The organism is Nocardia sp. NPDC058518 (assembly GCF_042719655.1).
In the GTDB taxonomy this organism is placed as follows: Bacteria; Actinomycetota; Actinomycetes; order Mycobacteriales; family Mycobacteriaceae; genus Nocardia.
Map to the genome: position 1 here is coordinate 130,839 of NZ_JBHXNJ010000011.1, position 25,272 is coordinate 156,110.

The 25,272-nt window shown below is 64.5% G+C and carries 21 protein-coding genes and 1 pseudogene; 15 read left to right on the forward strand and 7 right to left on the reverse strand.

Annotation, left to right across the window (positions count from 1 at the left end):
* Positions 1 to 88: 88 nt before the first annotated feature.
* On the forward strand, positions 89 to 1,924 hold the full coding sequence (locus tag ACFWPX_RS20330; RefSeq protein WP_378928697.1) for a sensor histidine kinase: 1,836 nt from the start codon (positions 89 to 91) through the stop codon (positions 1,922 to 1,924).
* A 19-nt stretch (positions 1,925 to 1,943) separates the two neighbouring features.
* Positions 1,944 to 3,512, forward strand: coding sequence for a protein kinase (locus ACFWPX_RS20335; RefSeq protein ID WP_378928698.1), 1,569 nt, complete (start codon positions 1,944 to 1,946; stop codon positions 3,510 to 3,512).
* A 49-nt stretch (positions 3,513 to 3,561) separates the two neighbouring features.
* On the opposite strand, the pseudogene rpsN reads toward ACFWPX_RS20335, so the two are convergent.
* Positions 3,562 to 3,666, reverse strand: a pseudogene (gene rpsN / locus ACFWPX_RS20340) (30S ribosomal protein S14); the annotation flags it as partial.
* Between the two features lie 50 nt (positions 3,667 to 3,716).
* Here rpsN and ACFWPX_RS20345 point away from each other — a divergent pair.
* Entirely contained in the window at positions 3,717 to 4,154 is a 438-nt protein-coding gene (locus ACFWPX_RS20345; RefSeq protein WP_378928699.1) for an SMI1/KNR4 family protein, read from the forward strand.
* A 49-nt stretch (positions 4,155 to 4,203) separates the two neighbouring features.
* Entirely contained in the window at positions 4,204 to 4,677 is a 474-nt protein-coding gene (locus ACFWPX_RS20350; RefSeq protein ID WP_378928700.1) for a SitI3 family protein, read from the forward strand.
* A 65-nt stretch (positions 4,678 to 4,742) separates the two neighbouring features.
* Here ACFWPX_RS20350 and ACFWPX_RS20355 read toward each other — a convergent pair whose 3' ends face one another.
* Together ACFWPX_RS20355 and ACFWPX_RS20360 are read right to left on the reverse strand one after the other, a co-directional pair.
* Positions 4,743 to 5,075: a hypothetical protein gene (locus ACFWPX_RS20355; RefSeq protein WP_378928701.1), complete on the reverse strand. Its 333-nt coding sequence runs from the start codon at positions 5,073 to 5,075 to the stop codon at positions 4,743 to 4,745.
* Positions 5,072 to 5,332: a helix-turn-helix domain-containing protein gene (locus ACFWPX_RS20360; protein ID WP_378915894.1), complete on the reverse strand. Its 261-nt coding sequence runs from the start codon at positions 5,330 to 5,332 to the stop codon at positions 5,072 to 5,074. Before ACFWPX_RS20360 ends, ACFWPX_RS20355 begins: the two co-directional genes overlap by 4 nt.
* Positions 5,333 to 5,403: 71 nt before the next feature.
* On the opposite strand from ACFWPX_RS20360, the gene ACFWPX_RS20365 reads away from it, so the two are divergent.
* Together ACFWPX_RS20365 and ACFWPX_RS20370 are read left to right on the forward strand one after the other, a co-directional pair.
* Positions 5,404 to 6,369 (forward strand): DUF5919 domain-containing protein, encoded by a 966-nt coding sequence (locus tag ACFWPX_RS20365; protein ID WP_378915892.1) that lies wholly within the window; start codon positions 5,404 to 5,406, stop codon positions 6,367 to 6,369.
* Positions 6,362 to 7,156, forward strand: coding sequence for an inositol monophosphatase family protein (locus ACFWPX_RS20370; protein ID WP_378915889.1), 795 nt, complete (start codon positions 6,362 to 6,364; stop codon positions 7,154 to 7,156). Before ACFWPX_RS20365 ends, ACFWPX_RS20370 begins: the two co-directional genes overlap by 8 nt.
* Positions 7,157 to 7,333: 177 nt before the next feature.
* Here ACFWPX_RS20370 and ACFWPX_RS20375 read toward each other — a convergent pair whose 3' ends face one another.
* Genes ACFWPX_RS20375 through rplN form a run of 4 tightly spaced genes read right to left on the reverse strand, consistent with a single transcriptional unit; the run spans position 7,334 to position 8,777 of the window.
* Positions 7,334 to 7,519, reverse strand: a complete 186-nt coding sequence (locus tag ACFWPX_RS20375) for a type Z 30S ribosomal protein S14 (protein ID WP_056818387.1) — start codon at positions 7,517 to 7,519, stop codon at positions 7,334 to 7,336.
* Between the two features lie 4 nt (positions 7,520 to 7,523).
* Positions 7,524 to 8,087, reverse strand: a complete 564-nt coding sequence (rplE, locus tag ACFWPX_RS20380; RefSeq protein ID WP_056818389.1) for a 50S ribosomal protein L5 — start codon at positions 8,085 to 8,087, stop codon at positions 7,524 to 7,526.
* 1 nt (position 8,088) lies between these two features.
* Positions 8,089 to 8,406 carry a 50S ribosomal protein L24 gene (rplX, locus tag ACFWPX_RS20385; protein ID WP_056818391.1) on the reverse strand — a complete coding sequence of 106 codons (318 nt, stop codon included), beginning with the start codon at positions 8,404 to 8,406 and terminating at the stop codon, positions 8,089 to 8,091.
* Positions 8,407 to 8,408: 2 nt separating this feature from the next.
* Positions 8,409 to 8,777, reverse strand: coding sequence for a 50S ribosomal protein L14 (gene rplN, locus ACFWPX_RS20390; RefSeq protein ID WP_056818394.1), 369 nt, complete (start codon positions 8,775 to 8,777; stop codon positions 8,409 to 8,411).
* A gap of 303 nt (positions 8,778 to 9,080) precedes the next feature.
* On the opposite strand from rplN, the gene ACFWPX_RS20395 reads away from it, so the two are divergent.
* The 9 genes from ACFWPX_RS20395 (at position 9,081) to ACFWPX_RS20435 (ending at position 25,165) form a co-directional block, all read left to right on the forward strand.
* Entirely contained in the window at positions 9,081 to 11,114 is a 2,034-nt protein-coding gene (locus ACFWPX_RS20395) for a M13 family metallopeptidase (RefSeq protein ID WP_378928702.1), read from the forward strand.
* A gap of 81 nt (positions 11,115 to 11,195) precedes the next feature.
* Positions 11,196 to 12,173 carry an ABC transporter substrate-binding protein gene (locus tag ACFWPX_RS20400; protein WP_378928703.1) on the forward strand — a complete coding sequence of 326 codons (978 nt, stop codon included), beginning with the start codon at positions 11,196 to 11,198 and terminating at the stop codon, positions 12,171 to 12,173.
* A 38-nt stretch (positions 12,174 to 12,211) separates the two neighbouring features.
* Positions 12,212 to 13,561 carry a SagB family peptide dehydrogenase gene (locus ACFWPX_RS20405; RefSeq protein WP_378928704.1) on the forward strand — a complete coding sequence of 450 codons (1,350 nt, stop codon included), beginning with the start codon at positions 12,212 to 12,214 and terminating at the stop codon, positions 13,559 to 13,561.
* 108 nt (positions 13,562 to 13,669) lie between these two features.
* On the forward strand, positions 13,670 to 15,130 hold the full coding sequence (locus ACFWPX_RS20410; protein ID WP_378928705.1) for a phospholipase D-like domain-containing protein: 1,461 nt from the start codon (positions 13,670 to 13,672) through the stop codon (positions 15,128 to 15,130).
* 156 nt (positions 15,131 to 15,286) lie between these two features.
* Complete coding sequence (locus tag ACFWPX_RS20415; protein ID WP_378928707.1) at positions 15,287 to 15,802, forward strand: YbaB/EbfC family DNA-binding protein; 516 nt, start codon at positions 15,287 to 15,289, stop codon at positions 15,800 to 15,802.
* Positions 15,799 to 16,119, forward strand: coding sequence for a hypothetical protein (locus tag ACFWPX_RS20420; protein WP_378928708.1), 321 nt, complete (start codon positions 15,799 to 15,801; stop codon positions 16,117 to 16,119). Before ACFWPX_RS20415 ends, ACFWPX_RS20420 begins: the two co-directional genes overlap by 4 nt.
* Positions 16,120 to 23,469: a toxin glutamine deamidase domain-containing protein gene (locus ACFWPX_RS20425; protein WP_378928709.1), complete on the forward strand. Its 7,350-nt coding sequence runs from the start codon at positions 16,120 to 16,122 to the stop codon at positions 23,467 to 23,469. It begins immediately after the preceding gene.
* 10 nt (positions 23,470 to 23,479) lie between these two features.
* Positions 23,480 to 24,577, forward strand: a complete 1,098-nt coding sequence (locus ACFWPX_RS20430; protein ID WP_378928710.1) for a hypothetical protein — start codon at positions 23,480 to 23,482, stop codon at positions 24,575 to 24,577.
* A gap of 162 nt (positions 24,578 to 24,739) precedes the next feature.
* Positions 24,740 to 25,165 (forward strand): ESX secretion-associated protein EspG, encoded by a 426-nt coding sequence (locus tag ACFWPX_RS20435; RefSeq protein WP_378928711.1) that lies wholly within the window; start codon positions 24,740 to 24,742, stop codon positions 25,163 to 25,165.
* The last annotated feature ends 107 nt before the right edge of the window (positions 25,166 to 25,272 follow it).

Consider the following 25,272-nt stretch of genomic DNA (forward strand, 5'->3'; position numbering starts at 1 on the left):
CACTCGGTGCCGGCACGGATTCCGCCGGTGGTTGTGCGCCGGTTTCCAGCAGAGGATCCTGAGTAGGTCGGTAGTTGGAGGTTGTTCGATGACACCTCGTACGATCGCGCTCATCGGTGGGGTGACGGCATGTGCCGCCGCGCTGAGCGTCGCCGTGGTGCTGTCGGTGGATTGGTCGGAGGCCGCCCTCTACGACCCGGCCCGGATCCTTTTGCTCGGCCCGCGCGAGGCCTTCAAGGCGGCATCGCTTTCGCCGGTGTTCGGACGGGTCGAGCTAGTGCTGTTCCTCCTCGCAGGGGCATCCTTCGCCGCATCGGGTCTGTTCACCTGGACGAATCGCCCGCATGATCTGGCCGGACCGCTCTTCGTGCTGGCGGGCCTGGTGTGGCTCGCGGGCGGCATCCGCCGGTCGAGCGATCCCCTGCTGTTCACCACCGGTGCGGTGATGACGAATATCTATCTGCCGGTGATGATTCCGGTGCTCCTCGGTTTCCCATCCGGTCGGCTGAACCACGCGTGGGAACGATGGTGTGTCGGGGCGTGCTGGGCCTTGGCGGTGGTCGGTGTGTCAGCCGAGTGGATGTTCTTCGATCCACGCGAAGTTGCGACACCGCATCCCTCGACATCGGTCAATCTGTTGTTGATCCAGCACGATGCGGTCATCGCCGAACGGATCCAGCTGACGGTGGGAGCGCTGGTCTTCGTCCTCGCCATCGTGCTTCTCGGGGTGATCATCAATCGCTGGCGATCCGGCACGGCGGCCTACCGATCGGGCTTCTCGCCGGTGATGTTCTTCGCGCCGATCGCCGCGCTGATCATCCTGGTGATCCTGGTCTCGACCGCGATCCGATTGCCCGGTTCGCTGCACAGCTGGATATTGGACCTGCGTTACATCCCGATTGTTCTCTTACCCATGGCCATCGCGTACGGACAGTTGCGCTATCGGATGGCGCGCGCCGCGGTCGGTGACGCGATGGTCGTGATCGGGGCGGCCCCGATCAGCTCGGGCTTCGTGGAGGCACTGCGGCGGGCGCTGCACGACCCCACTCTGGAGCTGTGGAGCTTCGACGCCGAACGCGGCGGCTACATCGACGACCAGGGCATGATCCGGGTACTGCCGCACGGCACCGGTCACCGGGTGGCGACGATCCTCGAACTGGACGGTGCCGCGGCGGCCGCGCTCGTCTACGACAAGCAACTGCAAACCGAACCCGAACTGCTGGCCGTTGTGCGCGGCGCGACCGAACTCGCCCTCGGCCACGAACGTCTGCGCAACGATCTGCAAGCCCAGCTCGCCGAAGTACGCAGCTCGCGCGAACGCATCGTGGCGGCGGGCGATGCCGAGCGCCGCCGAGTCGAACGCGATCTGCACGACGGCGCGCAGCAACGCCTGGTCGCGGCGGCGCTACTGCTGCGCAGAGCACAGCGGTCCGCCGACACCGCGAACCGAGACCATCTGGTGACGCAGGGCGCCGCCGAACTGGATACCGCGCTCACCGAGCTCCGAGAACTGGCCAGGGGCGTCTTCCCACCGATTCTCGCCGAGCGTGGTCTGACGGCCGCCCTGACCGCACTCGCCGAACGCGCCCCGATCGCCGCCCGAATCCACGGCGACCTGGTACCGAGGCCGTCCCCTGGGGTAGAGCTGGCGGCGTATTTCATCGCCGCCGAAGCCCTCACCAACGCGGCCAAGCATTCCGGCGGTACGCATGTCGATATCGAGATGGGCGTTGTCGACGAGGCCGTCCAGCTCACCATCGCCGACGACGGACGCGGCGGAGCCGACATCGGGCCCGGTGGGGGGCTCAGCGGGTTGTGTGATCGTGCCGCCGCGCTCGGCGGTCAGCTGCGGGTGGCCAGCGCACCCGGCACCGGCACGGTCCTCACCGCGGTGCTGCCGCTTCGTGCGAAGGACACGGCATGAGCACGCGTGGCGGTGCCCCATGAGCGGGTCTGACCTCGAACCCGGCACGGTGTTCGCGGGCTACACGATCGAGCGAATGCTCGGCGCGGGCGGCATGGGTTCGGTCTACGCGGCCCGGCACCCCACGCTGCCACGCACCGTGGCGCTCAAGGTGCTCCATCCCTTCCTCACCGGCGACGAGTACGTCCGTACCCGGTTCGAATTCGAAGCCGATCACGGCGCCCGGCTCGACCACCCGGCCATCGTCGCGGTCTACGACCGTGGCCGCGAGGGCGATCGCCTGTGGATCGCGATGCAGCTGGTGCCGGGGACCGACGCGGCCCGCCTGGTGCGCGAGGGTCCGGTGGCGCCCGAGCGCGCCGTGCACATCATCGAGCAGGTCGCGGCCGGTCTCGACTACGCGCACCGGGCCGGTGTGTACCACCGCGACGTCAACCCGGCGAACATCCTGCTGGCCACGCCCACCCAGCCCGGCGAGGCCGAACGAGTACTACTGACCGATTTCGGCATCGCGAAGGCGCTCGATGACAACGTGCACCTCACCGCTGCCGGAATGATGGTCGCCACGCTGCGTTACGCGGCCCCCGAACAGCTCGAAGGACGAACTCTCGACCATCGAGCCGACCAGTATTCACTGGGCTGCACCCTGTTCCACCTGCTCACCGGCGCTCCGCCCTATCCGGGGCCGAGCCCGGCGGCCATCATGAACGGCCATCTCAACGCGCCGGTGCCGCTACCGAGTGCCCAACTACCTTCGCTGCCGAGGGCCTTCGACGCGGTGATCGCGCGGGCGATGGCCAAGAGTCCGGCCGACCGCTATCCGAACTGCGCGGAATTCGCCGCCGACGCGCGCGCGGTGCTCACCGCGGCGGTCGACGCCACCGCGGAACTCCCGACGATCCCCGAACACGTCCCCCAGCGCGATCAATCCCCCCTGCGCGTTGTGCTCGCCGACGATTCGGCGCTGCTCCGACAGGGCATCGCCCGGCTGCTCGAGGACGAGGGCATGGAGGTGGCTGGGCAGGCCGGTGACGCCGCGGCACTGTTGAGCCTGGTCCGCGCGCACCGCCCCGACGTCGCGGTCGTCGACATTCGCATGCCACCGACCTGCACCACCGAGGGCATCGACGCCGCCGTGGCCATCCGTCGCGACTTTCCCGATACGGCGGTGCTGCTGCTGTCGCAGTACATCGAGACCGAGAGCGTTCTCGACCTGCTCTCGGGCGGCGCGCGCAGCCTCGGCTACCTGCTCAAAGACCGAGTTTCCGATATCGACGAGTTCGTGACGGCCCTGCAGCGGATCGCCGCGGGCGGCTCGGCGATCGATCCCGACCTGGTCGGCCGCTTGGTCTCACGGCCGCACCACGGCGCCCTCCCGCTCGACGAGCTCTCCCCCCGCGAGCGAGAAGTCCTGCGGCTCATGGCCGAAGGCCGCTCCAACCGCGCGATCGGCGCCGCCTTGTTCCTCGGCGAGCGCACCATCGAAACCCACGTGCGCAGCATCTTCGTCAAACTCGGTCTCCAGCCGGAGCCCGACGACCACCGCCGCGTCCTCGCGGTACTCACCCACCTACGGGTCTACAACTGAACGCGCGATATTCGCCTAGGCGGCAGGTGCGCTCACGAGGAGCGCAAGCTCACCAGGAGCTCTTGTGCACGCCCGGGAGCTCACCGCGGTGCGCCATTTCGCGGACGCAGATACGGCACAGGCCGAACTTGCGGTAGTCCGCGTGCGGACGACCCGGAGTAAAGGTAAACGTAACCAGTGAGTAATTACAGGAATGTTGAAGACATGAAGCGCCTGCGTCAAGAATTGTTGACTTCTGGAGTCGCGTCAGAAGATGAGATCATGGGATGTTCGGCCAGCGAAATAGAAGATGTACTTTCCAGCGCCGGTTCATTTCGCCTACCAGACCAGTATCTTGCATTCTTGCAGGCAATGGGCAGGAGAGCCGGAGAACTGTTCGAAGGTACCGATATCTTCTATCCCAGATCGCTGGAAGCCCGAGAAGCTGCGATCGATATCGCCAGCGGGGACGGCGAGTCGCTGTCTCTCGAAAATCGATTCTTCTTTGGCCATCACCAAGGTTACAAGGTATATTTCTTCGAACCTGACTCCCTCGCAGTATTTACGTATCAAGAAGGTCACCCGGAGGTCAGGATGCTTGCAAAGTCGTTGCTGGCGTTTCTCCAGCACGCACTGGAGGTACGGGCATCAGCAGAGAAGTGAGAGTCACTTGTCGGCGGAGCCGCCCCCAATTGATGAGAGACTGATCTAAATGGCACTCGACTACATGGTGGCGGTCGCAACAGATCGAAGCGTGTCAGAAATCGCCACATTGGTGAACTCGATCTGCCTCTCGGGCGATATTTCTGGTCAGACAATTGCGACCAGCCTAATCGATGGCGTTTCGGTTCGACGTGGGTTGTATATTCGCGTAAGCGCCGCCCGGTCCCCAGCGTGGGGAGACCCCATAGAGGAGCAATTCGGATTCAAGCCGACAGTATCGATCTTTTTTAGATTGAATAAGACCGAAAGCCTAGATGTTCAAGTCACCGACGTGTTGTTCATCGCGACAAAACTGCTTGCGGCAACATCCGATGACATGGGCGTATATTTCTTGGAATCCGGCGATGTTTGGGCGATTCGCCGTGCGGGCAGCCTCGAAATAAATTCAGCTCCCTTTATGTGGACACCTGAGCGCACCGAAATGCTTAACCAATCGTACACCCGTCTGCCATACGCTCCATGAAGCACTGGCCGAGCGTCTGCCACACGAACATTCGGCCGATCTGGAGGTCCCGGATTCTTCGCGGATCACGGAGCGACCGTGCGGTCATGATTCGCGAAATACGATCTTGCATAGGTGCTTTCGTCGTTGACTGTGATCACGTCGCAGGTGCTGACCAGTGTGAGTGGCATCTCGACGCCGAGATGCCGCCGATGAGGAACGAAGACCGCTTCGGCGTTGATTCGCCGGACGATGGTGATGAGTCCGCTGAGGGGGTCGGCCGTTCGAGCGGTGAACACGATGGTCTTGGCAAGGTCGTAGCCATACCGCTTCGCCAGCGATCGTAGGCGGATCTCATCCCAGTTCTGTGCCGCGCCGGACAGGTCGGAGCGGAGGTAGCCGATGGCGGTGGGTTTCATCCTGTGATCACCGATCGAGGCACATCGAGCATGGCCTGTCCGGAGGGAGCCTTCGTGTAGGCGTGGCCAGACATCGATAGCTCCCACGCCTGCCGATGCGGAGGTTGCCGGAGGAACCCGGTGTGGTGGAGCGCTCGCAGTGCGCGTCGGGTTCGCCGGATGGAGAGCCCGGTGTCGGCGGCGATCTGGCGGTCGGTGAGTTGTCCTCCGGGTTGCAGTAGGCGTAGGACCAGCGCCTCAGCGAGAGTTGTCGACATCATTGGCTCCTCCTGGGGGTTTACGTACCCAGCAAGGTGCCTCGACGTGGAGTCCGGCCGCGTCGCCGCCGATGTCCGTGATCGTCTCAGGTACTACCGTCCTGTCCGATCTGTGGATCATTTACGTGCTCAGCGGGTTGTTCTGCGTCACCCGCACCCGTAGGATCGGCCCAATCGCGGGCGTTCGGGGAGGAGGCAAGCTCATGGTTACGTTGAAGGCTTTGCTCCAGTTGAAGCACCTACAGACGCACAGCGCGTTTGATCGTGAGTACAACGCGGTCGCGCGGCGCGTGGAGCCCGGCCTCGTCGGCGCCGGTCCGCGGAAGGCCCAGTTCTATCGATGGCTGTCGGGGAACGTCACCGGCCTTCCCTACCCGCATCACTGCCGGATTCTCGAGGCGATGTTCCCCGGGTATACGGCGGCAGAGTTGTTCGCTGAATCTGATGGGACACAAGGGATTTCCCCTCGGCGCCGTGCCGGCGATTTCGGTCCCGGAACTGGGGCCTCCGTCCAGACTTTCGCAACGCGAGGTGAGCTGTTCGGGAGTTTGCCTCCGGCGGAACTGTTCTCGGATGCAACGACGATAGATCTGGCTGGCATCTCGTTGAATCTGTTCTGCCAGCAGTACCCGGACTCAGAGATTGTGGAGTTGCTACGGTCCGGTGCCGTGATCCGGTGCATGTTCCTCGATCCCCGCAGTCGGCATACCTCAGATCGGGAGCGGGAAGAAGGTCAGCCCGCAGGTACTCTCGCAGCGCTGACCGGCCTCAATATCGCTGCGCTGCGCCGGATAAGCCAGCAGGTCACGACCGAGAATCTTCCAGGAACGCTGATGATTCGGACCTACGATGGGCCCGCCCGATTCAACATCATGGTGGTTGACGGAACTTGTGTCTTCCAGCCATACCTCCCGATGGCGCGTGGCGTGGAATCGCCGGCCTTCGTGATCGAGGCAGAGGCTGGTGGCCTCTACGCCACCTTCACCGGAGCATTCGAGGCGCTGTGGTCGGGTGCGGTGGAGGCTGTTGATGGTTGAGAGTCGGGATGCGCTGGCGATCGCGCGTGAGGCTGTGGCGATCGGCGCGGGAATGTTGGAATCAGCACGCCCGGCTGTCGTCCGACTCAAAGGAGATCGGGACTACGTCACCGATTTGGACCTCGAGATCGAGCGAAAGGTCCAGGCGTACCTTGCCGCCGCGACACCGGAGTTCGCGTTTCTCGGAGAGGAGACAGCTGGGCATAATGCCGGCGGCGAGTACCGCTGGGTGCTGGATCCGATCGACGGCACGTCGAACTTCGTCCACGGCATCCCACTGTGCGCGGTCTCTTTGGCACTCCTGCGAGGCGATGAGACAGTTGTCGCTGCTATCAGCGCTCCCTTCCTCGGCCATGCCTATCACGCGGTCGCCGGTGGCGGTGCATTCGTCAACGACGAACCAATGATTGCCAGTGGTGTCGAGGATCTCTCGGCGGCAATGGTGTCCATCGGCGACTATGCGGTCGGGCGGGAGGCGGCAAGCAAGAACGCCGAACGTCTCAGAGTCACTGCGGCCCTTGCTGGTCGAGCTGAACGTATTCGGATGCTCGGCTCGGCCTCGTTGGACCTTGCTTGGCTCGCCCAGGGGCGGACCGATGTCTGCGTGATCCTGGCGAACAAGCCGTGGGATACGGCCGCGGGCGTCCTCCTGGCGCGGGAAGCCGGGGCTGTCGTGAACGACGTTCGGGGCGAAGCTCATAGCCTGACTTCGAAAACGACTATTGGATGTGCGAGTTCCGCGCTCGCACTTGTGATCGCCGATCTGTTCGCACAACGATCCGCCTGACGCTCTCACCGCTGAGCTTCGCCGAACTCGATCACGTCGGACGACGTGAACTGGGACGCGAGCACGCCAGGTCGATGATCGACGACCTCTGAACGCGCGAAGGCACGGACTCCCATCGGAAGTCCGTGCCTTCGTACGATATTCGCCTAGGCGGGTGCGCTCACGAGGAGCGCAAGCTCACCAGGAGCTCTTGTGCACGCCCGGGAGCTCACCGCGGTGCGCCATTTCGCGGACGCAGATACGGCACAGGCCGAACTTGCGGTAGACCGCGTGCGGGCGACCGCAACGCTGGCAGCGGGTGTAGGCGCGGACGGCGAACTTAGGCTTGGCCTCCGCCTTGATGCGCAGTGCTTTCTTAGCCATGTGCTCAGTTCTCCTTGAACGGGAAGCCGAGGTGCTTCAGCAGCGCGCGGCCTTCTTCGTTGTTGGTCGCGGTGGTGACCACGGTGATGTCCATACCGCGCGGGCGGTCGATGGAATCCACGTCGATCTCGTGGAACATCGACTGCTCGCTGAGGCCGAACGTGTAGTTGCCGTTGCCGTCGAACTGCTTCGGCGACAGGCCGCGGAAGTCGCGGATACGGGGCAGCGCGATGGACACGAGACGGTCCAGGAACTCCCACATACGGTCGCCACGAAGGGTGACCTTCGCGCCGATCGGCATGCCCTCACGCAGCTTGAACTGCGCGATCGACTTGGTGGCCTTACGGATTTCGGGCTTCTGGCCGGTGATCAGCTCGAGGTCCTTGACGGCACCGTTGATCAGCTTCGCGTCACGGGCGGCGTCGCCGACACCCATGTTCACGACGACCTTGACGACGCCGGGGATCTGCATCACGTTGGCGTATTCGAACTCGCCGTTCAGCGCGTCCTTGATCTCGGCGCGGTAGCGCGCCTTCAGCCGGGGCTGAGTCTGCTCAGAGGTGGTCATGTCAGATGTCCTTCCCGTTTTTACGGGAGATCCGGACGCGCTTGCCGGACTCTTCGTCGGTGCGGTAGCCGACGCGAGTCGGGTTACCGTCGGAGTCGACGACCATCACGTTGGAAACCTGGATGGGGGCTTCCTGGGTGACGATGCCACCCGAGGACGCGCCACGCTGGTTCGCGGAGTCCGCGACGTGCTTCTTGATGCGGTTCACGCCTTCGACGAGAACCTTGCCGGTCGCCGGGAAGGCCTGAATGACCTTGCCCTTGGCGCCCTTGTCCTTGCCCGAAATGACGAGCACGGTGTCACCCTTGTGCACCTTCATAGTCAGAGCACCTCCGGGGCCAGCGAAACGATCTTCATGAAGCGCTTGTCACGCAGCTCACGGCCGACCGGGCCGAAGATGCGGGTGCCACGAGGGTCGTTGTCCGGCTTGATCAGCACGGCAGCGTTCTCGTCGAACTTGATGTAGGAACCGTCCGGACGACGACGCTCCTTGGTCGTGCGAACGACGACAGCCTTGACGACGTCGCCCTTCTTCACGTTGGCGCCGGGGATGGCGTCCTTCACGGTGGCGACGATGATGTCACCGATACCGGCATAGCGACGCGACGAGCCACCGAGCACGCGGATGCAAAGGATTTCCTTCGCTCCGGTGTTGTCGGCGACGCGCAGTCGCGACTCCTGCTGAATCACTTCAGCACCTCCTGGACCTGGATGTATACGTACGCCGGATTGCCGACCCGACGCACATGGTCAGTCACCCACCGGACGCGCGCCTGCCAGCGGAAATGCCTTCCACTGGGGGTTCACTGCCGGATTGCGAGGGCATAGCTCCCGCAGGCAACCGTTCTAGTGTAGGTGAACCCCCATGGCGAATCGAATCGGGGTCGACCTGCGTCGCTACCCCGCCGAAGACAGCGTCGCGCCGGTAGCCTGTGCGAGCTGGATCGCAACAAGCATCGGGGTGCGGGCATCGCATCGGGGAAGGAACAATCTGTGACATCGTCCGGTCGTCCGTCGTTGGATCGTCGCGCATTCCTGATCGCCATGGGCCTGGTCCCGGTGGCCGCAGCGCTGGCGTCGTGTTCCTCCGACGCTCCCGAAGTACAGCTCACCGGCGTCGACCTGGGCGGCGGCGACCCCACCATCCGCCCGCAGGACGACCTGTACCGCCATGTCAACGGCACCTGGCTGCGCGATTACCAGCTCCCGCCCGACAAGGCCTCGGTCGGCGCGATCACCGATGCCAACGACCGGACACTGGACCAGCTGCGCGCGATCATCGAGGGCATCTCCGATCCCGAGCACGGCACGGAGGCGCAGCAGATCAAGGATCTCTACGACGCGCGCCTGAACCTCGATGAGATCGAGCGCCTCGGTATCACGCCCTTGACCGGCCTGTTCGCCGCGATCGACAAGGCGTCGGGCAAGCCCGAGCTGGCGAAGGTGATGGCCGAGGCGCCGATCGCCGGGCTGATCGGGATGGGTATCAGCATCGACCGCAAGAACTCCAAGGCCTATATCCCCAGCGTCGGCCAGTCCGGGCTCATCCTGAGCGAGCAGTACTACCGCAAGCCCGAGTTCGCCGCCCAGCTCGTGGCCTATCAGACCTACCTCCAGCAGCTGGCCGCCGGCCTCGGCCTTGCCGATCCGGCCGGGTTGGCGCAGCGGATGCTCGATCTGGAGAAGCGGATCGCCGCCGCGCACTGGGACAGCGTGCGCCTGCGCAATACCGACGCCACCTACAACCTGATGAGCTGGCAGGAACTCACCGCGCTCGGCCCGCAGTTCGACTGGGATCCGTGGCTGGCCGGGATGACCGATCGGCCCAAGTCGCTGTTCGACAAGATGGTGGTCGGTCAGCCGTCGTTCGTCACCGCGGCCGCGCAGCTGTGGGCCGAGGTCGACATCGCCCAGTGGCGCGACTATCTCAAGATGCACGTGGCCGATTCCTATGCCCGCTTCCTGCCCAAGCCCATCGCCGACGCGCGCTTCGAGTTCTTCGGCCGGGTGATGAGCGGGCTGGAGGAGAAGCCGGAGATGTGGCGCTCGGCGGTGGGTGTGGTCGACAGCAACCTCGGCGAACCGCTCGGAAAACTGTACGTGGACAAGCACTTCCCGCCCGCGGCCAAGGAGCGCGCGCTGGAGATGGTCGCCGACCTCACCGCCGCCTACCGCGACAACTTCACCAATTCGACCTGGATGACCCAGCCCACCCGCGAGGCCTCGATCGCCAAGCTGGACAAGATCGCCACCCAGATCGGCTACCCGGACAAGTGGGTCGACTACTCGTCGGTGCAGATCACGCGCGGCAAACTGATCGAATCCCTGTTGGCCATCAACGCTTTCGAGTCCAAGCGCGCGTTCGCCCGCCTCGGCACCGAGGTGGACAAGATGGAGTGGAGCATGTCGCCGCAGACGGTGAATGCCTACTACAGCCCGACCACCAACCAGATCGTCTTCCCGGCCGCCTACCTGCAGCCCCCGTTCTTCGACAAGGACGCCCAGGCCGCGGTCAACTACGGCGCGGTGGGTTCCACGATCGGCCACGAGATCGGGCACGGCTTCGACGACCAGGGCTCCAAGTACGACGGCGACGGCAACCGTCGCGACTGGTGGACGCCCGAGGATCTCGCGGCGTTCGGCGCCAAGACCCAGCAGATCATCGCCCAGTACGACGTGCTCGTTCCGGAGGGCGCGCCCGAGGGCCAGCACGTGAACGGCGCGCTGACCGTCGGCGAGAATCTGGCCGACCTGCGCGGCCTGCAGATCGCGCTGGCCGCCTATCAGAAGGTGGCCCAGCGGTCCGGCGAGCAGCCCGACTTCCGGAGCATGTTCTTCTCGTGGGCGCGGCAGTGGCGCGACAAGCAGACCGAGGAGGCGACCCTGCAGGGTTTGCAGGACACCCACTCCCCCAACGAGTTCCGCTGCAACCAGGTGGTTCGCAATATCGCCGAGTTCTACACCACCTTCGAGGTGAAGGAAGGCGACAAGCTGTTCATGCCACAGGACCAGCGCGTCGCGCTCTAGGGGCACAGCTTCCCTCCGAAAAGCGACGTAGGTTAGCCTAGGCTGACTTACGCTGGAACTTGCTCTACGGAGGGTGCACCCATGACGACTGTTCGGACTTCGCGCGGCTGGCGGCGCGCGGCGGTTGCCGCGCTCGCCGGTGCCCTCGCCTTCGGCGTGGTCGCCTGCGGTTCCACCGAGGACGAGGCCGCGTCGGGCGAAGCGGTGACCATCACCCACGCCCGCGGCGAGACCACCGTCCCCGGTACCCCGAAGAAGATCGTGGCACTGGGCAACCAGTGGCTCGACAGCTCGCTGGCGCTCGGCGTGGTCCCCATCGGCTACATCGACAACGTCTCCGCGGTGTCCAAGAGCACCCCGCCGTGGACGCCGGAGTCCCTGAAGACCGCCACCGCCCTCAACACCACCGGCAATATCGCCGAGCAGGTCGCGGCGCTAGAGCCGGACCTGATCCTGGTCGACCCGTTCATCGCCGATCAGAAGACCTACGACGATCTGTCCAAGGTCGCCCCGACCCTGCCCGCACTGACCAAGGACGCCGTCACCCCGTGGCAGGACCAGGTCACCGTGCTGGGCAAGGTGCTGCACAAGGAGTCCGACGCGAGCGCGGTGATCAAGAAGGTCGACGACAAGGTCGCCGCCATCGCGACCGCCAACCCCGGCCTGAAGGGCAAGACCTTCGCCAGCACCTGGCTCGCGAGCCCCGCGCAGCTGATGGTGCTGACCGACCCCAACGACGGTTCGGCCAAGGTGTTCACCGCACTCGGCATGGGCATCCCGGCCAACCTCACCGCGCTGCCCGCCAACCAGGGCCGCCTTGCGCTGTCGCCGGAGAAGGTCGACGAGCTCACCGCCGACCTGCTGCTGGCCGGTTACTCCCCCGGCCTCGACGAGAAGTACCGGCAGCTGCCGGGTTACGCCGATCTGCCGTCGGTGCGCAAGGGTTCGGTCGTGTTCCTGACCACGCAGGAGATCAGCGCGATCAACCAGCCGAGCGCGCTGTCGGTGCCGTACATGCTGGACAAGCTCGAGCCCGCGTTCGCCGCCGCCGCGAAATAGGTTCTGCCCAGACCGGTTCTACCCCCGAGGATTTCACCGTGCTCGCCTCCGCTTACCCCGCCCAGACCCGCTTCGCCCTGCGCGCGGGCGTCACCTGCCTCACGACTCCCGCCGGCGCGGTGCTGCTGAACCCGCCGCGCAACGAGAAGCTGACCGGTCTGGGCGCGGGGGCGCTGCGGGCGCTGAAAACCCTGAACCAGGGCCCGGCGACCGCGGCGGAGATGGCGACCGCGGCGGCGGGCGACGACATCACCGCCCTGATGCGCAAGCTCACCGACGGTGGCTGGCTGTCGGTGACAGTCCGCGACGGCGGCCGCGACCTCTACAGCATCCGGCCCTTCGCCGACCCCGCCCCGCGCCCCGCGGTAGCCTTGCCCACCTGGTCGGCGACCCTGTCGAAATTCGCTGTCCTGCACCGCGACAACCAGGGCTTCGTGCTCGAACACCCCCAGTCGTGGTGCGACCTGCGCATCCACGACCCCCGCCTGCTCGCCCTGCTCGACGGCCCGCTCGCCGCCGATTCCCCGGTCCCCGCCGCCGTGAAGACCCAGTTCATGGCCGACCTGCAGTGGTGCGGTTTCCTGGTCGACGGCGACGAGGAGGAGCGCGAGTTCACCACCCGCTCCTGGAACACCCCCGACCTGTGGTTCCACCGCCGCAGCACCCTCGGCGCCCGCACGGTGACCTGGGACGACTTCGGCCCCACCCGCTGGGCCGACGGCCAGTTCCCCGAATTGCCCTTGCGCCGTGCGTCATTCGACGGCGAGTCGGTCGCCTTGGCGAAGCCGGACCTGGTCTCGCTGCGCGTATCGGATCCGAGCCTGGCCGCCACCATCGAAGACCGCGTCTCCACCCGCGCCTTCGACGACGCCGCCCCCATCACCTCGGTTCAATTGGGCGAGTTGCTGTTCCGCACCGCCCGCACCCGAGACGACGGCTCCCGCCCCTACCCCTCCGGCGGCGGCGCCTACGAACTCGAGATCTACCCCGTGGTGCGCAATGTGGCAGGCCTGGAAAACGGCATGTACCACTACGATTCGACCGACCACGCCCTGCGCCCGGTCGCCCCCACCGAGGCCCCCGCCGTCCAGAAGCTCCTCAAATCCACCTCGGCGACCCTGGCAGGCGGCGCGCAACCCCAAGTCCTGCTGCTGGTTTCGGCCCGCGCAGGCCGCGTCATGTGGAGCTACGAACAGGTCGCCTACGCCAACATCCTCAAGCACGTCGGCGTCCTCATGCAGACCGTCTACTTGACCGCGACCGCCATGAACCTCGGCGTCGTCGCCCAGGGCTTCAGCGACACCTCCGCCTTCGCCGCGGCCACCGGCCTCGACGAACTCGAAGAGTGCAACGTCGGCAGCATCATCGTGGGCTCGCAGGCCCGCTGATCCGGCCATCGCATCGAGTACCGGCCGGCCGATCCTCCGGACTCGTGACCTCTCACGCGACCGTTTCGAGAACGGTCGGCAGGCGCGCCCCGTGAGTAACCTGTCGGGGTGAGTGGCGGCGATGAGATCGTGGTGGCGGGGCAGACGTGCTGGCGGATCGAACAGGCGAATCGAGTACGCCCGATCGTCGACGCTGCTGACTATTTCCGGACCGCCAAGGCGGCGATGCTGGGTGCGCGGCATCAGATCATGTTGATCGGGTGGGATTTCGACAGCCGAATCGAACTCGAGCGCGGCGATCCCACGGTGCCGGGGCCCAACCGGCTCGGGGACTTCCTGGCCTGGCTGGTGCAGCGGACACCCGGACTCGACGTATATCTGCTCAAGTGGAACATCGGCATGCTCTACGGGCTGCAACGCGGGATGGTGCCGATCAGCATCACCAACTGGCTGACCGAACAGCGACTGCATCTGATGGCGGATTCGCGGCATCCGGTGGGCTCCGCGCAGCACGAGAAGATCGTGGTGATCGACGACGCGTTCGCGTTCTGCGGTGGCATCGACATGACGGCGCAGCGATGGGATACGCGTGAACATCCCGCCCACGATGCGCGGCGTCGTGACCCCGGGGAGCATGAACACGGACCCTGGCACGATGTGACCACCGCCGTGGAGGGGCCGGTGGCGCGGGCGCTGGGTGAACTCGCACGGGAACGGTGGGTGAGCGCGGGTGGTTCGCCGGTGGAACCGACGCAAGGCGAGGTCGGGGAGATCTGGCCGGACTTCCTTGTGCCGACCTTCACCGATGTGCGGGTCGCCATCGCGCGCAGCAGGCCGGAATACGGGGACTGCACGGAAGTAAGGGAAGTCGAAGCCTGCTATCTGCGGCTGATTCGGTGCGCGCGTTCGCTGATCTACATCGAAACCCAGTACCTGGCGTCGCGGGTGATCGTGGAGGCGATCATCGAGCGACTCGCCGACCCGGATTGCCCGGAGATCGTGCTCGTGTTGCCACGCAATGCCGGCGGGTGGCTCGAACAGAAGGCGATGGACGGTGCGCGGCAGCGGCTACTGCGGCTGCTCTGGCATGCCGATGCGCATCAACGATTCCGCGTCTACTACCCGGTGGCCGAAGACGGTAGCCCGATCTATGTGCATGCCAAGGTATTCGTGATGGACGACCGGGTATTGCGGATCGGGTCGTCGAACCTGAACAACCGATCGATGGGGTTCGACTCGGAATGCGATCTGGTGATCGACCGGGAATTGCAGGGACACGACGTGGCGCCGGAGATCCGGCAGCTGCGTAAGGATCTGGTTGCCGAGCATCTGGGCTGCCGAGTCGAGGAGATCGGGGACTGCTCGTTGATCGAGGTCATCGAGCGGTTGCGCGGCGAGACAGGCCGGACTCTGATGCCGTTCGACCGCGAGGAGATCGCCGAGGAGGAGAGCATCTTCGCCGACAGTGAATTGCTCGACCCGGAAGGCCGGGCCGAAGCTGGGCCGACATGGGCGAAAAAGCTGCGGCGTAAGGCGAAGGGACGTCTGGCCGGTGGCGCCGACCGCTGAGCCCCACCTCCGACGGCGGACATCTCGGCCGGAGTCGAATACTTCGGCTTCGTGAAGATCCGCATCCACGCACGAGACGTACATCACATCATGCAACCCCCAGCGCCTCCCGCGCGTCCAATCTATCGACGTGCATTCCGACAGATCGAGGATCTCATGAACGACGACTGGTCGGCGCCGACGCGAGCTTCCAACGATGCGTTGCGCGCGCAGATCGATTCGATGCTGGATACCTATACCGCCGAGAAATCGGCGCTGCTCGATGCTCAGTCCCAGGCCACCCAGCTCGTCACCGTCTGGTCGGCGGACAGCTTGGTCCGCGCCTCCGGCACCATCGCGGGGATCTCGGAGGTCCACATCGAGCCGGATGCCTTCAAACGATCGACCCCGGAATCCCTCGGCCGATCGGTGACCGAGGCGATCGCCCAGGTGGCCGCGCAAGCCGCCCAGACCCAACAGCAAGCGCTCGCCCCACTGGCGGACATGAGCTCGAACATGCCGGACCTGCCCGATCTGATCCCGGGCGCCCCCAGCATGAAAGACCTCGTCGCCCAGCTGACCCCGCCACCGCCACCGGCCCCCGAGCCGGTCACGGATGCACGCCACCGCCTCGTCGATGACACCGACGACGACGAGGGCGAATACTTCCGCAACCGTGGATACCTCCGATGAGCTCGCTGAAGGCCGACCCGCAAGCGCTGCGCGGCACCCAGCCGTCGTTCACCTCGGTCGCCGACACGATCACCACCGGCGCCCAGAAGCTGGCGGCGGTGATCGCGGCGGAGGGTGAGTGCTGGGGTAACGACGAGATCGGCGAGTCGTTCGCCAAGAACTACACCCCCGGCGTCGAGCCCGGCCAGAAGGCGGTGACCGGCCTCGCGACGGTGATGACCAAACTGGGCGAGAACATGGTCACCGTCGCCGAAGCGCTGCAGGCCCAGGACACCACACGTGCCGGTGAGATCGACAAGGCCACGGGGTCGCTGTAAATGGGCATCGAGATCCCCGACGAGCTGGCCTGGGTAGCCAAATACATTCTCGGCGCGGGTGATTGGCCCGAAGGCGACGAAACAGCCATGCGCCGTGTCGCCGATGGGTGGACCGCCATGGCGAACACCCTCGATACCGTCGACGACAATGCCGCACTCGCGCTGAACGCCGCTCTGACAGCGCTGTCGGAAGGCGAAACCCACACCGCCATCACCACTTTCCGCGACAAACTGCTGTCGGGCGACGAAGCGACCTTCGCCGCGGTCCGCAAGTGGTGCGAAAAACAGGCCGAGCTACTCGAAGACGGCGCCAACGACATCGAACACACCAAACTGGTGATCATCGCGACGATGATCATCGCCGCGGTGGAGATCGGTGCGGCGATCGCGACCTCGTGGACAGGTGTCGGTGCCGTAGCTGGTGTGGCCGCCCGGGTGGCCGCCCAAGTGGCGGTGCGCGTAGCGATCAAACAGCTCATCGCCCGCATGCTCACCCGCGGTGCCGCGAAAGCCGCAGCCCGATTGGCCCTGCGTGGCGCCGCATTCGAAGCACTGGAGGAGGGCGGCACCGACCTCGGCGCACGCTTGATCCAGGTAGCGAAGGGCGACCGTTCGGCCGACAAATTCGGCTGGACCGACCTCGGCCTTGCCACCTTCGGCGGCGCGGTCGGCGGCGCGGCGGGCGGCCTACTCGGCGGCGGCACCGGCGCACTAGGCGATGTCGCATCCTCGACGGCAGGCAAACTCGCAGGCAAGGTAGTCGGCGGCACCGTCACCGAACTGGGCGCCGACCTCTCCGCCCAAGTCGCTACCGCCGGAGTGGGCGCGGCCTTCCTCGGCCGGGAATTCGAACTGGATGTGGGCGTAGACACCTTCACCAGCGCGGGAGCAGGTGGCGTCCAGAGCGCGCTGGAATCCAGCAGTCACGGCGGAAACAGCACGGCCCCCACCGTTCCCGATGTCGGCACCGACGTTCCCGGCGCCACCACGCCCGCGGGGACCGATACCCCCTCCGGTGATCAGAGCCCGAACGGATCCGGCAACAACACCCCGAACGCACCGACAAGTCCGAACAGCGGCGACACCGGCGGGTCGACGAACCCAGCATCCACGGCTCCTACAGGGGACGGTGCAACTCAGCAAGGCGGAAACACCCAAGCACCAGGCGAATCCGCACCCACAAACCCGAATGACAACGGCTCGAACGCGACTCCGCCCGCCGGTGACTCGGCACCGTCGAACCCGAACAGCAACGGATCCACCGGATCACCCGACGCCGGGGAAACCTCACCCTCGTCCAATGGATCCCCCTCCGCCGGAGACCCGACGCCGTCCAGCCCGAACGACAACGGGTCCAACCCGGCCCCGCCGACCGGCGACACCACACCGTCGAACTCGGGCAGCGACACCCCGACCGGAACGCCCCAGACCGGCGACTCGCCGTCGACCCCGAACAGCAACGCCCCGGCCGAAACACCATCGACCGGCGACACCTCGCCCTCGGACAATCCCGCGAACACATCGCTCACCGGCGAGACCACACCCAACCCGACCGGCTCATCACTGGACCTCCCGAACCAGGATTCGTCGCCCCAGCCGAACGCCCCCACCGACAACAGCCCGAATACCACTACCGGACAACAGAACCCGACTCCGAGCGACAACGGGCAATCGAACACCACACCGGCGAATCCTCAACCCACACCCGCACCGACAGCATCCACCGGCCCGACCACCACACCCGACTCGACCACCCAACAACCGACCACATCACCCCCCGCTGCAACCACTACCCAGGAGTCGGCCCCTCAGCAATCGCCGACCTCGACTCCCGCCGCGACAACCACTTCGCCGACCCCCACCACCACACCGACAACCCCGACGAACAACCCCACCCACTCCGACACAACCCGTCCGTCCTCCACGGACACATCGACAGCGACCGCCACCACAACCACGGCTCCCCCAACTCAAACCGCGAACGCCACAACAACACCCACCACGTCAACCCCGCCTCCCACCGCCACACCGACATCCACGCCGGCACCCCCGATCAACCAAACCCCGACGTCAGCACCGTCATCCGTCAGGCCGGCGACATCAGCTCCGGCAGCCACCGGATCCCCGAACATCCCGCACTCGGCCTCATCAACGACACCGCCACCTGCTTCGAGCACCCCCAGAACTACGCCGAACCAAGCCAGTGCACCGGCAACCATCCCGTCATCGTCATCGCCGCCTCAACAGCAGCCTCTCGGCACCAGTCCCACTACACCGAACTCACCGAACACCCATCAACTATTCGGTCCCAACCCCACACCGACCAGCAGTCCCAACACACCGAGCACCACCAACCAGCCGCCGCGAAATCAAGCTCGCGAACTTCGAGAATCGCTGCGCAATCTGCCATCTCAGGACGGCCGCACCACCGCGGTCGACGCCAATCGGAGCCCATTCGTCCAGCGTCCACCGGCCTACCGAATCCGCCGCTTCCACCTCGGTGGCAACCAATGGGTTGCCGTCGCCACGATCCGCGCCCACATCCCTAACGCCCACTCGATGTCGCCCAGCGAACTGCGCCAAGCGGTGGAGAGCATCCAGGCAACCGTCGACGCGACGTTCAACAACGGCAGTCGTCTGCTCAGCGGTGACCAATTCCTGGTCGACGTGGAATTCACCACCGATCCGGCGACCGCCGACACATCCCTGGCTCCCGATCAGCCATCCAGCACCGCCAACGCGCTCCGCGATCACATGGGCTTGTTCCCCGCCGCGCCCGGCCAGACCCTGAGTCCGAACGATCTTCGCGAGATCAGCAACGACATCGCCCGCGCGAATACACCTGCGCGTTTCAGCGACCCCGCCGATTCCAGGGTGATCGATCATCGCGAACTCGCCGATGTCGAGGATCCCGCGCATCAGGCTCGGGTCGAAGACTCCCTCCGCGCGGGCAACAGCTTTATCCAGGGCGCAGACCCACGTACCCACCCGTACGGACAATTGACCAACGATGGCGGACGCACCGTTCCCGGCCGCGGCAACAACTGCCTCGACTGCTCGCTGTCAGCCTTGTCATCGTTCTACGGCCTTCCTCGGGTGTCCGCGCCCCGGTGGCCCGACCAATTGCCGAATGGTCAGCCGGACAACGTGTCAGGAGAGTGGAACGGACGCAACCGTGCCGCAGCATGCCTGGGCGCGAACTGGGCGTCGTACTCTGGAATGCCGATTCCGGACCAGTACCAGGCCTTGCACAACTACATCGCCGGCCTCGGCCCTGGTTCTGCGGCCATGGTCGGAACCAGGTGGCATGCGCGTGATCAGAACGGCAACAAGCTCTACAACAACGACGGCTCACCGGTGTTCCGCGGCGGTCACGCCACAGTGATCGTCTTCCCACCGGGAGCAACAGGCCCGGTGTGGTGGGATCCGCAGTCCGGGCAGACATTCGACGCTCCACCGGCATACCTGACCAACGACTCGGCGGCGTTGGAGTGCATACCCATCGATGCAAACGGAGGATCGCCCCATGGCGGAACCAGTACCCACCAGGGAACAGGCCAGACATTTGCTGGCCCAAGTGTTCGGTCCGAGCCAGGAGTACAGCATCCTGGAGGGCAAACACGGCTGGATTTGTCAGCCGATGCTGTCGCCGGAGGAGGACGCCCAGCGGGGAATGGGCTTGGGGAACTACGTGATCAACAAACTTACGGGGGTGATCACGGCGCACTCGAGCATGGCGATGCCGGTGATCGCGGAGGAATTCGACGCGACGACGGAAGCGGGCCTACCGCCCCAGGGCTACCAGGTGTATCCGAAACAGCGCCGAATTCACCTGACACGCAGGTTCGAGGACCAGAACACGATCGTGTACCGAGTACACCTGACCTTCTTGGAGAGCCCGGACGATCCGGGGATAACCCAGGAAGTCGAGATCACCAAGAATCCGATCCGTCACCGGCCGACCGACCGAGTGTCAGCGGTCGCGACGTCGTGGGCGTACGAACAGAGCCGGAACACGGGGACATGGCCCGCGGAGGGGACGATCGAGCAGTAGGCGATCGACCGAGCGACTCCACTCCGGCTGCGACCGCGCCGCAAGGCTCACCGACGGTTCGAGAGCCGAACACTCCAGGAACCACCTCCCATCCCACAGACGGCACTTCGGCGCCGACGTCGCAGTCATCGGTCAACCAGGCCCAGACTTCGCCACCTGCGCCAACCAACACACCGCCGTCGACCCCTGGGACATCACCGGTTCCCGCCGACAGCACAACACCCGCTTCTCACCAGTCGTCCACTCCGACACAATCAACCCCGAACCCGCAGCAGGTAGACAACGCCAACCAGGCACGCACAGCCCGCGAGAACCTGCGTTCGCAGCACCCTGACGGAGGAGTGCGCCCGGTCACCAACCCACAAGGTGGCCGCGAGGGCAGCGTGGAGTCAGCAGCGCAACGGCACGTGGCCGGCAATGGAGACATTCGAGGTGTAGGAATAGCGAGCGTCCCGGACACCAACCCGTCGACCTCATCTCCCACAACTTCCACACCACCGTCGACCCCACCATCTGCGCCAGCAGGCCCGTCGAGCCTCCCGGCACCCCCTCCGAGTCCAGACACCACACCGACGCCGCAGTCACCTTCTACATCGCTCACGCCGGAGTCAACTGCACCTTCACCTGCCGGTGGATCACCGTATATCGAGGCTGGTGGCGCCAGGCGACCTCGCAATGCCTACGACACCGAGGCGCAGGATGCCTGGGCCAACAACGCCTACGACCACATCCGCAGTACGGATGCCGACCTCGACGGTATGGTCGCCGGACTCGCTGATGTGCCAAGGCATGACGGCTCGGTGGGATTCGGCAGGGCCGAACTCGAGCGCATCAAAAACCACCTCTTCAGGGAAGAGCACCCGCTATCGATCACCGACGATGACGGTAAGGACATCGGGATCGAATATCGACGATACGACGCATATGCCGATATCGCCGAAGCTTGGATGCGGATGTCCCTCGGCCGAGCAACCCCCGACGACATCGTCCTGCTAGAGCATGAGCTGGCCGAAGCGCAATATTATGAAAGCCATCCCGGGGCGCCGTATCAGGAAGCTCACCAGTTCGCCAATCTGAGCTTCAACTGGGAAGCGATGCAGCACTCTCATACTGGCGAGAACATCGATGAATGGAGTTCAGTCTATGGCAATGTATCTGGTGTTCCGGCTGGAGTCGGAGACCGACCAGGAAGTGACGTACCGGTTCGGCGGGGCGGATCACAATCTCAATCGGTCCCTGACAATCAACAAGGCGGACTACTCGGTGAAGGTCGCGGACGGGAAGGAGGACGCGATGGCAGTGAGAACAGCAGGCACCGCGATGACTCGTCACCGTCAGGACGGAGTCTGGATCAAGGCGGGCAACTTCCAAGCCTGAACAACCCCCCGCCGCGCCAATCCGGCGGTCACAACAGCGCCGGAAATCAACCGCCGAACTCACCGCCGAACGCCACTGGCCCCTCGCCGGACTCGGCGCCGCCTCAACGTCCAGCTGTTCCGGCTGCTGCTGACAGCACAGCCGTTACCCCGGTACAACAGGGCCCGATTGCGGCGGCGCCGCGCACACAACAAACCGCAGTTCCCCAACCGGCGGACAGGCGTTCCCACGAAGTCCACCGGGCTGACATCGCCGCGTCTATCGAGGACCCGAGTCCACCACGAACCCCGCCGACCAGTGATTCGAATAACCCGTCGTCCGCGCCGCGCTCGCCACAAGACCTCGAGAACGCCGCGAGGTCCAGGAGCGCGCGCGAACGGATCCGCGCCAGCGCCACTACGGGGAACGGATCTACTCAAATCAGAAATCAGAACAGTGGCAGGTCATTTCAAGTCCGCCGCGTACCTGACTTCTTCGGACAACCACTAACTCTCCTCCGTATCGCCGTTCACTTCAGCGGAAGCGCGTCGCTGAACCCACACACCATCAGGGAACTGAGCGAACGCGCTCAGTTGGCAACGGACCTCGCCTTCAACGGCGGCCACCAGTTCATCAACGGTGAGTGGGTCATGGTCGACCTCGTCCCGGTCGACAATCCGGCTGACGCCGACATGCAGGTGCGGGTGGACGACTCCGGGGCGCCCGGGACCACTCATCCGGACGCAGACATACCCGCCATTACCTCACGGTTGCGTGAGCAGCTCGGCCTTGAACCGACCACTGACACCCTGTCAGCCAGCGATCTTCGGCAGGTCAGCAGCGACATTGATCGGGCTGCCTTTGCCGCTCCGACTGCCCCACCGTGGCAGGCCAATTCGTTTGTCAGCAATACGGATTTCGCAACGAACAGCCGAAGCGCCCCCCCGGTAGCTTCATTGCCGAACAACAGTGGACGGCCCCCTCATCGACCCGACTTCCGCGCGCCAGAATCGAACACGCCCACGCGGCCGAACACGCCACCGGCGCCATCTTTCACAAGCCCGACCAGCGCCCCGTTCAGTACAGCAGCGCCACATTCCGAGTCGCAACCACCGCGGGATTATCAGTCTTGGGGCGCACCTAATCCCAACCACAGACCGTCCCGATCCAGCGGCCCGCGACCGTCTTGGCGCAGACTACTCGGATTACCTTCGCGTGCCCCTGCTGAAAACACACCCGCTTCCGCTCCATCCAGGAACACACCCGTTCCACCTCCACACCGACCGTCCGCGCTTCCTACAACGACCCCTGCTGTAAACACACCCGCCCCCGCTCCATCCAGGAACACACCCGCTCCAACTCCACACCGACCGCCCGCCATTCCTACAACGCCCGACAACAGTCGACCAGAACGAGCCGAGGATGAATTCGGAGCGACGGCGTACCGCGCAGGACCTCCGTTCCAAACGCAAGACATGCATCATCAATATGTTGGCGAACATCTTCCCGGAAATACGGTGTGGGAAACTCCGCCCTCGAACGTTGAGTATCTCGACGAGCAAGCGCGTCGTCCGTTCCGCATCGAGATTCGAGATGGGATCCTATACAACTCGAACGGCCAACGGTTCGACACCACTGTAGGTCGTTCATCATGGGGCATCTCCGGGCGCGCAATCTTCGTGATGGATCAAAATGGCAATCTCTACGCCGCGCTGGAACATGCCCCTGGCCGATTCAATCATTCAAGTTTCCTAGCCGGCTCACCCGTAGCCGCTGCCGGCGAACTTGTTGTAATCAATGGGGTGATACAGACGCTCAGCGACTCGAGTGGACATTACCGACCAGAACGGGGTCATACATTGCAGGCCATCGACCATATCCGCAGGCTGGGGATCCAGCTCACCACCGACCAAATCCGGCTCGAAGCATCGCGGCACTGAAGGGATTCTGATGGATTATTGGAATGGAATAGTTCAGAGAATCTTCTATCGAATTCAGTTCGAACCGGATTTGAATGAGGAATTAGCATCACGTATTGCCAATGCATTGTTGGTCGAACCGATCGAAACCCTGACCGCAGCCGAGGAATACACCGCCCTGACCGACGGCCTTCGCCGGCAGGCGCCGTTGCCAAGCCTTGTTCCGATGCGCCAACCACCAACTGAGTTACGCAACTTCCTACTGCGAGTCGTCGAAGGCATGGACTCGATGCGACCGTGGCCGACACCCCCGTACGTTGAACTGCCAGTCGATGACCTGTCCAATTTTCAAAACTTCCGACCCATTGCCCGACTTGCACTGTCGGTCAATGAGGTCGAAGGTAGGATTTCTCGGATATTCAATCGCGATAGTGAGGATGGCCCGTTCTTACTGCTGCGCCTTAATTCTGGCGCCACTGTCGGCTTCTTCTCGCCCTACTGGGAAGGAAGCGACGACGTCCTGGTCGCAAGCGGAAGCGCGGACCGCGACCCCGTGGAAGTTCTCCGAGAGCTGACCGACACCGATCGATTGGAACCGGAGATAATTTTCCATATCGACAGCAATGATGCACCGCCTTCGCCGCTTTCAACCCGCTACGAGACGACACCAATTCTGCCGCCATTCCGGGGAGAGCATCTCGCAGGAAATGATGTCTGGGAAGGAAAGCAGGTTGAATATCTCGACGACAACAAGCGCAGAGATTTTCGACTATTCGGCTACAATGGCTTGCTGCACAACAGCAAGGGCGACTTGTTCGACACCGCATCAGCGCAAACTTTGTGGACCCCCCAGGGCGGTCGAGCAATCTTTGCAATGGACAAGGACGGCTATCTGTACTCGGCGCCATACCATATCATCGGCGAATTCCATCATTCGAGCTTCTTGGCCGGCCAGCCAGTCGCCGGCGCAGGCGAAATTGCAGCTAGCCAGGGAAAGATCGTGCTGATCAGCGATCACAGCACCCACTACCAGCCGGCACGAAAATACACCCGGCAGGTAGTCGATAGTTTACGCCGACAAGGTGTCGCTGTCGCCGACAATCAAATCGAGTACCACTACGCAGACTAAGCAGAAGTGGCACGGTGGGCCCGCCGATCCGCTCGGATAGGGCGACTTTCGTGGATTTCAACGAACTCGGATGATGCTGCGGGAATTCGGTGGTGCTCCAGCCGTCGCCATGCTGGTCGACCAGCGGATCACGGTGAGGGCCGCGATGACGATATCTGCGAGGTGGAGCGAGTTGGTGCGTTGCTCACGCGGCGGCATAAAGGACCTCGGCGTCGGCGAGGATGTCATCGCGAATCGACGGCGGATAGTTGCTTAGGGTCGGGTTGGGCGCAGGCTGGAGAGCGACCTCGACACCGCCACCTACGCGCGGCACCCCACGCGCCTGTCCCCCGTCGAACAGACGCAACGATTCTTCCACCGCCCCGCACCAGTACCGGCGAAATCACCGTCTACCCCGGCTACCAGGTGGACTCGCGCCCCACCACCGACGGCAAAGCCTTTCTCTGGCTGGACTATCCGAACGACGGCCGCTACCTCATCCAGCACCACGACGCCGACAACTTCACCGTCATCCCCCGCCCACCCACCGAACTCCAGCACCGCCTGTCCAAGCACATCGCGATGTTCACCGAACGAAGGCGCGGATAACATCGGCCAGAAACAGGTATCAGCGGTGTTACTAACATCAGCGATACCGTGTTCTGAGCCGCATCGGCGCGACACCGAGGCCGACGTCGGCACTCGCGCTACGTGCG